The organism is Pseudoalteromonas sp. CH_XMU1449-3 (assembly GCF_037027245.1).
Taxonomy (GTDB): domain Bacteria; phylum Pseudomonadota; class Gammaproteobacteria; order Enterobacterales; family Alteromonadaceae; genus Pseudoalteromonas; species Pseudoalteromonas shioyasakiensis.
The window spans coordinates 32,627-47,324 of the sequence record NZ_JAYMDY010000006.1; the positions used below are offsets into that span (position 1 = coordinate 32,627).

The 14,698-nt window shown below is 41.4% G+C and carries 12 protein-coding genes; 6 read left to right on the forward strand and 6 right to left on the reverse strand.

Going from position 1 to position 14,698, the window contains the following annotated elements; genetic code table 11:
- Positions 1-22 precede the first annotated feature (22 nt).
- From WA256_RS09145 to WA256_RS09160, 4 genes are all read right to left on the reverse strand, one after another.
- Positions 23-967, reverse strand: coding sequence for a FecR family protein (locus WA256_RS09145; RefSeq protein ID WP_335990708.1), 945 nt, complete (start codon positions 965-967; stop codon positions 23-25).
- An 11-nt stretch (positions 968-978) separates the two neighbouring features.
- Positions 979-1,449, reverse strand: coding sequence for an RNA polymerase sigma factor (locus WA256_RS09150; protein ID WP_062566333.1), 471 nt, complete (start codon positions 1,447-1,449; stop codon positions 979-981).
- Positions 1,450-1,604: 155 nt separating this feature from the next.
- Positions 1,605-2,924 carry a porin gene (locus tag WA256_RS09155; protein WP_335990711.1) on the reverse strand — a complete coding sequence of 440 codons (1,320 nt, stop codon included), beginning with the start codon at positions 2,922-2,924 and terminating at the stop codon, positions 1,605-1,607.
- Between the two features lie 105 nt (positions 2,925-3,029).
- Positions 3,030-3,515 (reverse strand): MarR family winged helix-turn-helix transcriptional regulator, encoded by a 486-nt coding sequence (locus WA256_RS09160; protein WP_054562966.1) that lies wholly within the window; start codon positions 3,513-3,515, stop codon positions 3,030-3,032.
- A gap of 329 nt (positions 3,516-3,844) precedes the next feature.
- Between WA256_RS09160 and WA256_RS09165 the strand changes: the two genes are divergently transcribed.
- From WA256_RS09165 to WA256_RS09185, 5 genes are all read left to right on the forward strand, one after another.
- A complete protein-coding gene (locus tag WA256_RS09165; protein ID WP_335990714.1) occupies positions 3,845-4,696 on the forward strand; it encodes a D-hexose-6-phosphate mutarotase in 852 nt (283 codons plus the stop codon).
- A gap of 68 nt (positions 4,697-4,764) precedes the next feature.
- Complete coding sequence (locus WA256_RS09170; RefSeq protein WP_335990716.1) at positions 4,765-5,298, forward strand: PH domain-containing protein; 534 nt, start codon at positions 4,765-4,767, stop codon at positions 5,296-5,298.
- The gene (locus WA256_RS09175; RefSeq protein WP_335990717.1) at positions 5,291-6,823 is read left to right on the forward strand and encodes a PH domain-containing protein; all 1,533 of its coding nucleotides are present in this window, start codon (positions 5,291-5,293) and stop codon (positions 6,821-6,823) included. Before WA256_RS09170 ends, WA256_RS09175 begins: the two co-directional genes overlap by 8 nt.
- A 79-nt stretch (positions 6,824-6,902) precedes the next feature.
- A complete protein-coding gene (locus WA256_RS09180; RefSeq protein ID WP_054562962.1) occupies positions 6,903-7,145 on the forward strand; it encodes a hypothetical protein in 243 nt (80 codons plus the stop codon).
- Between the two features lie 85 nt (positions 7,146-7,230).
- Entirely contained in the window at positions 7,231-10,053 is a 2,823-nt protein-coding gene (locus WA256_RS09185; protein ID WP_335990719.1) for a TolB family protein, read from the forward strand.
- Between the two features lies 1 nt (position 10,054).
- On the opposite strand, the gene WA256_RS09190 is transcribed toward WA256_RS09185, so the two are convergent.
- Entirely contained in the window at positions 10,055-11,194 is a 1,140-nt protein-coding gene (locus WA256_RS09190) for a tetratricopeptide repeat protein (RefSeq protein WP_335990720.1), read from the reverse strand.
- A 271-nt stretch (positions 11,195-11,465) separates the two neighbouring features.
- On the opposite strand from WA256_RS09190, the gene WA256_RS09195 reads away from it, so the two are divergent.
- On the forward strand, positions 11,466-12,080 hold the full coding sequence (locus WA256_RS09195; protein WP_130167355.1) for a PQ-loop domain-containing transporter: 615 nt from the start codon (positions 11,466-11,468) through the stop codon (positions 12,078-12,080).
- Between the two features lie 44 nt (positions 12,081-12,124).
- Here the strand turns inward: WA256_RS09195 and WA256_RS09200 are convergent, their stop codons facing one another.
- Entirely contained in the window at positions 12,125-14,635 is a 2,511-nt protein-coding gene (locus WA256_RS09200; protein ID WP_335990725.1) for a zinc-dependent metalloprotease, read from the reverse strand.
- Between the last annotated feature and the right edge of the window lie 63 nt (positions 14,636-14,698).

Below are 14,698 nucleotides of genomic sequence, written 5' to 3' on the forward strand. Positions count from 1 at the left end.
CCCTCAATAAAAACTTTATAAATTATAGTTTGTTTATAATTATCTGATCTTTTTCTGTTTTTATTTTAACAGGAACTACATGGGGTAATAATTTTAAAAAATTATCCAATTCTGAGGCATTAAATGTTCCAGACAAAGGTAGTTGGCTCAATTCATTACTGGCAAATTTAAATTCTCTGTTATGGTATCGGTGGAACTCTACAAAAACTTCATTGAGAGGTGTGTTGTCAAAAATTAGTCGCCCATGTTGCCATGCATCAATAAGAGTTGGGTTGATATTTTCAACAGAGATACCTTGCTCATTAACATAAGCTTGCTGACCTTGTATTAGTTCAACGATATGCTGATTACTTTGAACCTTGACTCTACCATGCGAGACGAGAATGCGAGTGTTTAATGGTTTTTTATCGACTGTAAACCTAGTACCTAACACGGTTATTTTAGTGGTATCTGTATTGACGATAAATGGTCGCTTGGGGTTTGTCGTGACATCAAATAAGGCTCGCCCTTTTACTAAGGTATTAGAGCGAATGTGCTCATTAAAATTAATGTTTAGGTTTGTTTGTGCATCTAAATATAGCTTAGAGCCTTCAGGTAGGTTTACTTTAAGGTGCTCACCAACTGCTGAGCTATATTGAGCACTGTAATCGCTGCTTTCAGTATGGGGCAATAATGTGAAACTGATCAGGCTTATCATGAATATCGCTAAGCATGCTGCTGTTGCCATCCATACATTTGCTTGTGAAAAACGAAAGACTTTTGATGTAGATAGGTTCTCGATTTCTTGTTCTGAAAACTGTGCTAACAAGCCGTCTATTTGTTTACTTTCTTCGAAAATAGCCTTGTGATCAGGGTTTAGTGAAAGCCAGTACTGAAATTGCTCTTCTTGTTCTGTAGTAAAGCCACACTTTTGCTGTTCTAGCCACTTATTTGCTTGCTCTTGCAATAATGTTTGCTGACGGTCCATTGTATACTTTCCTATTTTCTATTCAGTGTTTCACGGCATAACATCATGGCTGTTGCTAGGTGCTTTTCAACCATACTAACAGAAATGTTCATTTGCGATGCAATTTGATGTTGGCTAAGATTTTTAAACTTATAAAGTACAAAGGCTTGTTTTGTTTTTTGCGGCAGCTGTTCAATGCATTGGTAAAGTTGCTTGAGTTGTTGCTGTGCCGCGAGTTTTGATTCTGGCTCAAAGTCAGCGGGAGCAATAAGATCTAGTTCAACCTCTTCGGTTACTTTTCGCTTTTTACGATACTGATCGATAACAATGTTTTTTGCTGTAGTAAAAAATAGAGCACGCTGCTGGGTTGAATCATGATTTGGATTGTTTTTCTTATGATTCAGTATCCTTAAGTAGGCTTCTTGTACAATGTTTTGCGCCTTTTCTTTACAGCCAACGGAGCGTGAAATGTAATTTAAAACTTCAGCGTAATAGCGTTCCAAAAGTCACCTTTTTAGGTAATTTAAAAAGGAAAAGGATACTAGCTGTCAGCCAACTAAATGGCAATAGTTTTCGTTTGCATTTGTAACTGGTTTGAGGTGTGACAAATAGCCCAGCGCAAGGCTGGGCTAAATAGGTGTATGGAGCAATAGGGTTACTAAAAGTAATAACCTATATTGATATTGAAGCGGGTTTCAGTCTCGTCGCTGTCGCCAGCAATTGAACCACCAACAAATGGTTGGTTTTTCGCTTGTACAAAATCAAAGTAAGTGAATAAGCCACCTGCGGCAACAGATACACCGGTTACATTCATCCATGTATCTTCGCTGTTATCTGACTTGTCATAAATGATGCCGTAGTCATTATAAAACTGCAGGTTTGTTACCGGCCCCCACTCTACAGGCAGGCTGTAAGCGATATTAGCATTAGTCATGGTCGCTTCTGCGGCAATACTATCGTAAAACGCATAAGCACCCACGGCCATACGGTCGACGTTGTCGATATCGTAGTTATACTCACCATGCTGGAGCTGGAAATTCCATGGACCAATAGTACTGTTTAAGTGCACAGCCCAAGCGTAGTAATCGCCGGCTTTATCTTCACCGTCATGCAAGCCACCCGATAACGCAGAAATACCTAGCTCGGTGGTGCCGCCGTCATGCTCAAAATGATAGCCATAACGACCAGAGAAGGTGTTGTACTCACCAATCGCATTGGTTGGTTCGGCATATACACCTTCATCAGCTGAGCGGAAACCAACAACATCATATGAGTAGCGGTCGCTTCTGTCGCTTACGTAACCATCAACACCACCTAGCTCATCATTTTTGAAAAAGCCAAGATCAATTTGCCAGTTGTCAGCAATTTTGCGCTTGAATAGCACACCCAGATCGTGGTCATCTTCAAGACCAATATAGTAAGTGGTGCCAAAGAAGTAGTTGTGTGAGTTATAAGGCCAGTTACCAAAGGGCACTTTGGTAATACCTGCCTGTACCTGCCAGTCTTCGGCGAAGTCATAGGCTGCATAGGCATACTTAACTGCAGTCATGTAATCGAAAAAACGGATCTCAGCGTTAAGCTGCACATCACCGACATCGCCTGCAAAATTTAGCCTGAAGATGTCAAAATCAAAGTCACCACCGCGGTTTTTATTACCATCGTTATAAGATGTATGGCTGAAGTTGGTACGTACTGCACCCCCGACCTTAATGCCAGATTCTTTTTTAGGAGCTTCAACAGCTGCTGTTTGTTGCTCAAGTTGCTTTTGCTGTTTTGCTACTTGTGCATCAATCTGCGCTTGTTTTTCGGCTTGTTGCTGCGATTTTTCTTCGGCAGCATCAAGTTTGCTTTGCAGTTGTTGCATTTGCTGTTTCAGCAATTGCAGCTGCTTTTGAAGGTCATCAATTTCAGATGCCTGACTAAGACTTGAAGTTGTGCCCAAGGCTATTGCGAGGGCTAACTTTGATAGTTTAAGCATGAATTTTCGCTAGTGTTGGAATGGGTACTACCAAGCATAGTTGATAATCATGCTGAACCCAAGACTAGACACAGAAAATTAATATTAATCAATCAGTTTTAATTTTTACTGTGGTTCTAATGTCTTGGTGATTGCGCCAACTTCAAGCAGAGGTGAAGCATCAAGCTGATCTGCATCCATCATTGCGGCAATACGTTGCATTGATGAAAGTAGTAAGCTTTGCTCCCACTCATCGAGTGCTGAGAACTTTTCAATGAAGTGTTCTTGCAGAGGCTGAGGTGCTTGATCTAGTAGCTGTTTACCCGCTTCTGTGAGATGCAAACTAACTCGGCGTTTATCTAATTGGCTACGTACACGAGTGATCAGGTTACGGTTTTCTATACGGTCTAAGATGTTAGTAACCGTCGCTGGGCTTAGATTTACATTTTGTGCAATGCGACTAGCGGTTATGCCATCGGTTTGTGCAACCTCGTTCATAATCAGTAATTGTGGGCCTGTTAAGCCAGAGGTTTTATTGAGCTGTTTTGAATGAAGGTCGATGGCTCTGATCACTTTACGCAGCGACACTAGTAGCTCGTCATACTTTTGCATGTTTCTGTCTCTTAAATAAGGCGGCGTGGAGCAACCGCAATCAAAAAATTTTACACATCTAATAAATTGAGTTCAAATAAATAATGACTATATTGCTTATAATTTATGGCCATAAAGGTTGTTTTTATGCTTTTAAAATAATTAGAGCAGAAATTAAAAAGCAAAAGTTAAAATTTAGATAGAGTAATTGTTGTTAACACTTAAAATGCAACTACGAGGTGACACCATCACTTTGTAGTAAAACAATTTATACAAATAACTAAATATTATTTACTAAAAGCCACTGCATTGGGTAAGGTGGATTTTTCTTTCATTAAATGGGACGAATTATGAAGTTATCGCCATCAGTTACGATTGAGCAAAGTGAAACCGGGCTTGAATTTATTAAAATTGCTAGTGAGTTTTGTAGCGCAACTATTTTTCTGCAAGGTGCGCAGATCACTGAGTTCACGCCAACCGATAAAAAGTCACTATTATGGGTCTCAGAATTAGAAGATTACCAAGAAGGCAAAGGTGTGCGAGGCGGTATTCCGATTTGTTGGCCATGGTTCGGAGTAAGCCAACATGAAGGCTGGCCAGCTCATGGTGTTGCTCGCACAAGTTTATGGCGCGCAGAAGAAGTGAAAGAACAAGACGATTCTATTTATATCAGTTTGTCATTGCCGATGACGCAAGTTGATGAAAAGTATTGGCCTTATAAAACTAAGTTATTGGCTGAGTTTATTTTAACCTCTAGCTTAGAGATGCGTTTAACAACCACGAACTTAGATAACCAAACAGTACAGTTTACTCAAGCACTGCACACGTACTTCCCAACACCAGCAATTGAAGAAACAAAAGTAGATGGTCTGCAAGGCGCGAAATACATTGAATTTGCTGAAGGTCCATTTGAGCAAAATGAATTAGTGTCGTTCGCGCGTGAAACAGATATGGTTTACACCGAAGCAAAAGACACTCAGCGTATCATTACACCTGATGGCATTATTGAAGTAGGCCGCGAAAATTCAACATCCTGTGTACTTTGGAACCCATGGATAGATAAATCAAAACGTCTTTCTAATTTTGCTGATGATGAATATCACGTCATGCTGTGTTTAGAAGCGGCTAATGTCCTTGATGATAGTGTTGAACTTGCACCTGGAGCAAGCCATACACTTGCAACAAAACTACGCTGGGTATAATTTATAACATATAACAACTCAGTGTTAGCACGTAAGGCCGGCACCGCTGGCCTTTACAAGGAATTACCGTGTTTAGTAATCAACAAATAGAAACCCTTCCAAAGCATCAAACGATTCAATTTCAACCACTTGCAGATAATGCGATATGGCATGTACAACTAAATTGGTTTTTGTTTTATGTGCCTCTAATGGCCGTGATTATTGCTGTACGGCACTTTAATCCTGCCGTTAGCGAAGCTATTGCCACACCTTGGCTGCTGGTTTTGCCGTTGTTGGTAATACTGTCGATGGTTTACAACCTTTACAGCGTTCGCGCTAAAGGGGTGGCAGTAAGAGAGCATGACATTGCCTTTAAGCGAGGTTTAATTTGGCAACAAATCACCTTATTGCCTATTTCTCGCGTGCAACACACCGAAATTCATCGCGGCCCAATTGAGCGAAAGTTAGGACTCGCAACACTCAGGCTTTACAGTGCGGGTGGTATGAGTGCTGATTTACATATCAGTGGGTTAACGGACGAACAATGCAATGATGTTCGCCAGTTCGTGCAAAGTTATGGTGATAATGCAGCAACTCAAGAAAATGAGCTTGCCGATGAGTGATCAACAATGGCAACGTGTGTCGCCATGGGCGCTACTGTATTTTATTGTTCACTTTGCACTGCGCTTCATAAAAGATGGGCTACTTAATTTACTGCCAATTTTGGTGTTATTTGTTACGCAAGTTGAGCAAAAGCTGTTTTGGGGGCAAATAGCTGTTGCCGTAGCCTCTTTAGTTTTAGTGCTGTATGCCTTTGCTTATTATCAAAATTTTAAATACCGCATAACAGATGGTCACGAAATACTGCTCAATAAAGGGGTATTTAAAAAAGAGCGGCTAACCCTAAAATTTGCTCGAGTACAGAACGTAAACATTGCCGAGCCTTTTTATTTTCAGCCAGTTAATTTAGTTAATTGTATTTTCGATGCCGCCGGTAGTAGTGCTCAAGAAGCTGTGATCCCGGGAGTTAAGCTTAGCTATGCCGAGCAAGTTCGTGAACAAGTTATGGAATTTAAAGCTCAGTTACAACAGCAAGAGCAGCTACCTGTTGAGCAGAGCGAAGCAACAGATAAACCGAAAACCTTAACGATCAGCAATGCTGAAATTGCTAAGTTTGGTTTGATGTCGAACATGGCAATATTGGCATTGGCCGCACTTGCTCCATTTATGAATGTGATTTTTGAGTACCTCGAAAAAACCATCATAAACCGCCTAGAGGCCATACTGAATGAGCAAGCTGCTTTTGTTGGTAGTGCTGCCGCAATCGCTGTGTTAATTATGGTTGTTGCCATTGTTTTATGTGCCATATTACTTTCTGTTGTCATGGCCTTAGTGCGCTTTTTTAACTTTCAGCTGTATTTTCAGGACGATAAGTTTAAGCGTGTGGCAGGCTTATTTGAGCGCCAGCAACTCTCGATCAGCGTGTCGAAAATTCAAAGTGTGCAAATCAAACAAAATATTATTGCTAGGCTCCTTAATCGCTATACCTTAATTTGCCCACAAGTGAGTAGTGGTGGTATGGCTGCGGGGGTTGCGGCACATAAAAATAAACAAACGTTAGTGATGCCAGTAATCACTAAAGAGCAAGTGCAAGCCGTGTGTGGCTGGTTATTTCCATGGTTTGTTGATTTAACAGAGCTTAACTTTATTAAGCCTGAGCGAGCTTTACTTTATAAAAATACGTTTTTCTATGTGATCCTGCCAACTGTATTTTCTGCTTTAATTTTCAACGCCTTATTTGATGCTGTTACGATGCTGTGGAGCAGTGTCGTAGGCTTAGTTTTGATGATCGGTGTGTTTTTGAATTATCAAAAAACGGGTTTGGCTATGTATCAACATGACGGTCGTTTTTTTGCCGTATTTAAAACCGGTATGCTGGGTGTGCAGTATCGTGTTTTTGAAATCTATAAAGCGCAAAGCGTCACTACAATAAGCACTTATTTAATGCGCCGATCACAGCTTAAAAGCTTGTATATACAACTAGCTTCTGGTTCTGTATCAATGCCTTACTTAAAAGCAGAGCTGGCTGAGCAGTTTGCTGATTTCGCCCTATATGAAATAGAAGGTGTTGAGCGGAATTGGTTTTAAATGAAAACAATTCTCAATATCATTGACTCATTTTAATATCGAGGTATACTAGCGCAACGTCAATAATCACGGGTGCGCAATGATTTATTTACTACCTATTTTAGCTATTTCAGGTGTTGTTGCCTTACTTTGTTATGCACGTTCGCAGCAGGAGTGTAAGGGCTTATGTGTGAGTGTTGCCGTTACAGCAATTGCTTTACTCGTAACCGCAGCTTTGGTCATTGCGGGGCTCGGTGCATTAAGAAGTAGCCTGATGTTTGCCGTGACTATTTTTATTATTTATCAATTACTAGGCTTGGTTCGCCCACTTAAAATCGAGTAATTTCTTACACTTTTTAACTTCAGCCTTTTTAAAAAGCATCGCATACTAATCCTTAAATTAAGTAACTTGCTAATCAAGGATTGTGATGAAAAAAGCCCTGTTAACTGCGGCACTACTTGCTGCTAGCCACGCTTCAAGCCAAGAGACTTGGCAAACTATTCATACCGAGCACTTTAATGTGCATTTTAGTACTGAGAATCAGCAATGGGCCCGTTCAGCAGCAACAGAGCTTGAAATTGTTCGCGATAAGGTACTAAAACAGCAAAACCGTGCTCTTGATGAAGTGGTCGATGTTCTGGTTTTTGACCCATTTAACGCCTCCAATGGCTTTGCTTTGCCGGTGACTAACAAACCTCTAATGGCTTTGTTTACCACGCCTCCACAATCCGACACGGTGATTTCTAACACCGATGGTTGGCAGCAGTTATTAATTTTGCACGAATATATTCATTTGGTGCACCTTGCTCAGCCTACTCGAAGTGACGTGCGCCAAGCTATTCGTAATAGTTGGGATATTTACGACTTAGTTGAAGGCGAAATGCCTCGCTGGGCTGCTGAAGGGTATGCAACGCTGCTGGAGTCGAAAATGACAGGGCGGGGTCGTTTATACGATAACCTTTCAGAGGCAATACTGGTTGAATTTGCCCAGCAAGGTGCATTGCCACAATATAGCCAATTAAGTAGTACCGAAGGGGGCTATTTAGCTGGCTCAATGGCGTATTTAATGGGATCTCGCTTTCTTGCTTGGCTCGAAGAGAACTATTCAGCGCAAACCCTTGATGCAGTTTGGACGCGCATGCAAGCGGTTAAAGCGCGTGATTTTAATGAGGCCTTTAGCGGAGTATTTGGCGATTCACCTGAACGCCTCTACCGCCGTTTTATTGCAGAATATACTTATAAAGCAATGGCTAAAGAGGTAAGTGAGCAAACACTTACAAGTAAGCTTTGGTTGGAGCTTGATCTATACGCTTCGAACCCTGTTTTAAGTTTAGATAACAGTAAGCTTGCCATTGTCGAGCGCAACAAAGATGACGAAACCCGTTTAGTCATTTATAGCACTGATGACAATCAACAGGCTGCCGATGATTTTGCAAAGCAGCAACAAGCGTTACTCGATGATGACCCTGCTGATATTGCAGATAAAGCCCCCAGTGTTTTTAAACGAAAGCAAAAACATGTGCTTCACCAAATTAATAGGCAGGGTATAAAAAACCCGCAGTGGTTAGACGAAAATACATTGTTTTTCACCGCCACAACAACTGTTGCTAAAGGCTCCATTCAAGGTATTTCTGATTTATACCGTTATGATATCGACACAGGTAAAGTGAGCGCTTTGACCCATCATGCAGGGCTGCGCCGCTTTAGTATCAGTGATAACGGGCAAACGGTTTATGCTGAGCAAACGAAGCATGGTTTCTCGGAGCTAGTGCGCCTTGACCTCAATACGGGTGTCGCTACGCCTTTATTTGAGAAAAGCCTAGAAACGGTTTATGACTATCCATTACTAAGCCCTAATAAAACACAACTTGCCTATTTAAAAGCGACATTGAATGCTAATTGGCAGTTGTATATACAAGATGTAAACTCTCAGCAATCAATAGCAGTGCCTATGCCTGATGGTTATCAGTATGTGTCACAACCTAATTGGCAAGCCAATGGCAAAGGGCTTTATTTTGTTGCCGGTAAAAATGCCGCTCTCGATTTATATCATTATGATATACAAAGCAATTCACTACGACAATTAACGCAAGGCCAAGAAGCTGTTGCACACCCAATGGCAATGAATAATGGTGAACTTTTGTATTTATCGATCACAGCTGAAGGGCCGAATATCAAGCATTTTATTGAGCAACCACAAGGATTAGAGGTTGTTGAATTTGCTAAAAGTGCGGAGCCACCACGAGGTCAGGTAACGAGCGAAGTATTACCTGAGGCTAAAATCTACCCGCAAAGCCCAACTGAGCCAGCCGATTATGATATTTGGCAGCAAAAACCCACCTTTTCATTGGCATCTCAGTATTACTCGGCATCATCTTCGCTGCTTACCCTTGGGGTCAAAAGTAACGACTTTTTAAAGCAGCTTGATTTACAAGCAGGCTACAGTGTTGATTTACATGACAAAGCATTGGAAGGGGTGTTCACGGCCGCTAAGTACTCAGCGTTTGATTTAAAATTTAAAGCGCTGTTATTTGATTACGACCTTGAATCAGCAAAACAGTACCATTCACAAATACCGGTGAATATAAGTAACACTGGGGCGCATTTAGCCATGAGCTACCCGTTGCAGTTTCAGCAGCTTAGTATTACACCGAGTTTGAGCTATAACTACAGTGATTTTAGTAAGGGGGATGATCAATGGTTAACCCTTGGACTTAAACAAAAATGGCAACATGATAGACAGCGATACGGTTTTGCTCATTCTGTGAGTGCTCAGTGGTTATCCGGTGATGCTAACTCGAATAATTGGCAGGGCTATAACTTTGCCACCGTATTGAGCGGTTATGCTTTTGATATTCCTGTTTATGTTAATTTTGCACAGCAATATCGCGATGACAGTATTCTTGCACTTGGCGGTTATGAGTCAAACTTAATTAATAATGACACGCAAAGCGGCTTTGTTGTTGCCCCTGAGTTGCCGTTTATTAGTCAATCAGGTAACCGCTATAAAGGTTATGGCGGGGGCATTAGTTACAAAGATTCATTACCTTGGCTTTATTACCAACAGCATCAAGTTGATAACCGAGTCTATGCACAAAGTTACGGGCTAAAATGGCGAGGAGACTTTAGCTTTGGTATGGGGCCCGCTGGTTTAAACGATGTAAACCTTGATTTTGGCGTCGCCCGGGTAGAAGGCGACGACTTTGAAAATGATTTACGGGCTTGGCTAAGCTTCTATTACTCGTTATAGCCTAGTGTTGGTCTTTTAAGGCGAAAAGCTTGGCGTGATATAGCGCCAGTTTTTCGTCTTTATTTTCTATCTCAATGGCTTTTTCTAGCCATTCCTTACTGCTTTGCTCATTACCTTGCTGAAAACTAATAATCGCTAATTCTATATAGGGTTCAGATAAATAAGGGGCTAATGCAATAGCATCTTCAAGTTGTTGCTTTGCCTTGTAAAGCTTGCCATTGTTACGGGCGTTAATTGCCGTTGCTAGTAACTCGAATGGATCCTGCTCTAACATCGCTAACTGTGAATTGAGCTGCTCTGCCAAAACCTGATCATTCAGTTGCTCGGCCAGCACTGCGTAATTATGTAGTAAATTTGTATCGCTAAAGCCATGCTGCATTGCTGTTTGATAAATATGTTTTGCTCCAGCTAAATCACCCGCTTGGCGATGTAAAACGGCAGCTAGATTATAAAGTGCTGCTGCATTTGGGGTGTATTCATTGGCTTTTAATATATAACTATAGCTTAAGTCGAATTGTTTCAAGGCCAGTGCTTTTGCAGCTAAATTACTGTAATAACGGCTAATTAAGTCTTTTAATTCAGCGCGGCCAGAGTAAAAACTACCACGAGCAGGAAAGTAATCGATTACTGTGCCTGGCGGCACCAAGTAATTATCGTCCTCATTTAAAGGGGCGTAGACTTTGGTGCGAAAATGGCCCGATACATACACGATGTTATTTTGTTTGCTATAAACAGGCTCACTGGAGACCGCTTGAAAGCTTGTTTGAAGTCCTGCTAGTTGAGCATAAGCATGGGTTAAAATTGCTAAGCTAATACAGTTACCTTGATGACCTTGAAGAGTCTGCTGGGCATTAAGTGTGGCGCTAAAGTAATTAAAATTGGTGAGCTTATTCTCTAAATAGCGATATAGGATTTGGTCATCTCTTAAATCACTACCCTGACGCTTGGTAAAATAATCAAGAAAACGTTTCTTCTCATCTGCAGGGAGCGTAAAAAGCTCTGGGTCGCTAAGTTCAACGTGTTTAAAGTGTGCTGCATTGAGTAAGCTGGCCACACTCGGTGGTGGCGTTGGTTGTTGTTTTGTACTCTTGCATCCAACTAAAAAAGTACTTAAAACAAGCGCATATAAAATTGACTTCATGGCTTAACCCTCCTGAGCACTATTTAATCAATGTACCCAGATCACATTAATTATTCAAGTTAGTCGTTAGTGTCATCAGCTGTAAACAGCTTGTACGGATATCTTGCCAATAGACTGTTGTTTATTTTTTATTCTTTATTGCATTCTAAAACGCTCTCATTACAATGCCGCGCTCTTTTAAATCGCTTTAAAAACAGGTGTTTACTGTAATTTTATTGGTGATTTATAAACTGCTAACTTATTAACTAAATTGTAACGAGAGAGGTCTGTTTTGGCGCACTTTTTGCCGATTATTTCATGCTTTATTTTAGCGTTTAGCTTTTATCCGCTTTTAAATAAGATCCGTAAAAATCGCAGTGTGTCGGGCGTTTCGCTGTTAATGATGAGCTTTGGTGTTGCGCAAAGTTTATATTTCATCACCTTTAACCTGTTTTTTCAGCGTTTTTACATGGTTTTGCCGTTTGTTGTTACCGGCATGCTAAGTGGTGTGATTCTTTACTACTTTGTTCGTTACAACGCTGCGCGAAAGCAACGCATGCAGTTAGCTGGGTTATTAGCCATGTCGGTCGTGCCTTTTGGTTTGTTGCTTAACCCTCATTATGAAACAGCAACAGTGCTTAACTGGCTAACCTATGTAGGTTTAGTCATGAGCTCTATTCGTGTTATGCCGCAGACTTATAAAACCATTAAAAGTGGTGATATTAGTAATTTAAGTGCGCGCTACTTTAGCCTACAGTTTGTTGCTGGAAGCTGCGGCCTTGCTGCCGAGCTTGCTATGACGACACCGAGTGTGTCTCACATACTGACCTTTGTAATGATTCTACTGACTAATGCCGCACAACTAGGGTGTATTCAGTATTATAAATCGCGCCCTGCAATGGCTTAAAAACAAAAGGCTGCCAAGTGGCAGCCTTTTTTGTGTAGTTTTACTTATGCTTCAAGTGCTTTACTAATTAAGCGATCGATATATTGCTTATGTGCTTTAGCTGCGGTGTCTGCACCCCATGGCACGCTCAAATCAGCAATTTGATTTAACTGATAAAGCGCGGCAGCTTTGGCTAAGTTATCGTGCTTGCTCGCTTTGCCTAAACCAGCAATCGCGATTAGCTGATTCACATATTCAACTTGTAGATTGTGACTTAGGGTATTTGCTTTTTTGCTGTCTACAAAAATGCTTGCTGTTAAGTCATTCATAAATTGGTTAAGTGAATACTCGTTGCCATACATTGCACTGTCTGAAATACGCAGCATGACCGCTGGGTGTAACAACTGAGCAAGTACCAGCTTTTGCATGCCTAAAATCATGCCATGTGGTTTAGGGTCTTCGTTCTTACCATAATGATTAAAACCACGACGCTGCTGTAACAGGTAGTTATACAGTGGCTGCATGCTTGAAAGTACATTTGGTGAGAATACTTTGTCGGCTAACACTTGCATAGCATGTTGCTGGCGCTCAAGTGGCACTGGCGTAAATGGTGCTCCATTTTTGTCATCGCCCACCACATTACGTTCTACATAAACACCACCAATTTGACGAGATACCACGCCTGCTTGTGTTCTGTAGCTTCTAAATAAAATATTCGCTGAGGTAACCAGCTGTTGGTATGACTCACCATTAACCGTGGCATTGTCTTTAAGTTCAGTAAACAGCTTATTGATAAGTTCCATACGGTCATCAGCATATGCGGCAGGATTAGATGACATATCACCAATCATTACACGTGGGTCGATATGGCGGCCAGGGGCACGCATATCATCAGCATCATTACCAAACGCTAAAGCATGCTCAGATGAGCGAGCGAGAATTTTTTCAAGGCGCTGCTGCTCAGCGGCTTTATCTGCTAATGCTTGGCTGTAGCCGTACTCAATCGCCCAATCATCGTAAGGGCCAGGTTTTGTTTGGAAGATATCACCTTGTTGCATGCCAATAGGGGCAATGTTTGCTGGTGCATAGTCCATAACTGAGCCCGTTACGATACCTTGCGTTTTACTCTTATCGTGAACTTCTTTTTCATCCCACAAAATAGATGATTTCATATTGTGGTTAAGACCTAGGGTATGGCCCACTTCGTGTAAAACTAGCTGAGTTAAGCCTTGGCGTAAAATCTCTTTGTCTTCAATGCTCGCACCTGTGCCTAAGCCTTTAGCAAGTAGCATGTTTTCTTGAATGCTGTGGCCCAGTGAGCAATGTAAATCTGTGCTGCTTTGACTAGTTTCAAGCGTGGCTGCACCTTGAGTGTATAAGGTGTCGTACATCCAACGGTTTTTCATGAAAACATACTCTAACATGATGTCAGAGCCTAAGATTTCACCGGTTAATGGGTTCGCAAGGGCAGGACCATAACCGCCAAATGGAGGGCGCGGTGATGCAGTCCAACGCAATACATTGTAGTTAATATCGCCCGCATCCCAATCGGCGTCATCAGGTTGTACTTTTACTTCGATGGCATTTTTAAAGCCCGCTTTTTCAAATGAGCTATTCCACGCGAGCACGGCATCACGAATAGTGTCTCGCCACTCAACCGGGGTAGTATTTTCAATCCACCAAGTAATCGGTTTAACTGGCTCTGAAAGTGCAGCTGATGGGTCTTTCTTTTGTAAGTCCCAGCGCTTGATGACATCTTCATAAGGTGCCCAATCCGCTGATGTCATATTGTCGAATTCGTTAGTGAAATAACCAATACGCGCGTCATCTTGGCGAGCTTGATAATCATTTTTCGGTAGCGCGACAAATGAATGCTGTACTTTAATTGAAACGTTACGAGGATCGCTTACGGCTTTTGAACCTCGTACTGTTGGGTTAGCATTAGAAAATACATAATCCACCACAACATCTAGGTTATTTGGGTAAGGGCGCTGTTTAACAATACGCGACTTTTTGTCGTTTAACTTACCAAGTTTAAAGCGTTTGCTGGCATTTTTATCTTTTGGGTTTGCCCAAGGTGACACTTTATGCAGTGCTTCACTTAAAAAGAGCTTATCAACTTTAAAAGCAATTTTACCGTCTTCTTCTTTTTCGATTTTAATACTCGCAAGCACAGCTTCGCTGATGTTGGCATCGGCAGAGCGTGCTAAGGCTGAGTTTTCATCAAATTTATAGCGTGGTGTTTTGCTAATAATATCAATGCGGTCAAAATATTTACGAAACTCAATTAGTTTTGTCTCGCGGTATGCCCCTCTGAAGTGGCCTGCGTCAGTAACACCATCAACGGTGTGAGCAAAGTACACAAATGGTGTATCAAGTTGAGATTGGTCGATCACCATTAAGTTATCGCCGGTTTTTGCATCTTGGTAAATGCTGAAAACACCAGCAAACTCGCTTTTATCTTTGATCATTTCAGCCAGTGTTTTTGGCTTCTTTTCTTCTTTTTTTGTTTCGGCGGCGTGGCCATTCATGGCAAACGCTAAGCTTAGTGCCAGCGCAATGTTTGTTATTTTCATTGTTAACTCGTTCCTTTCATTATTTCTCAACCAAGTTTAATGAATTAACCTCTTGATAAAAGG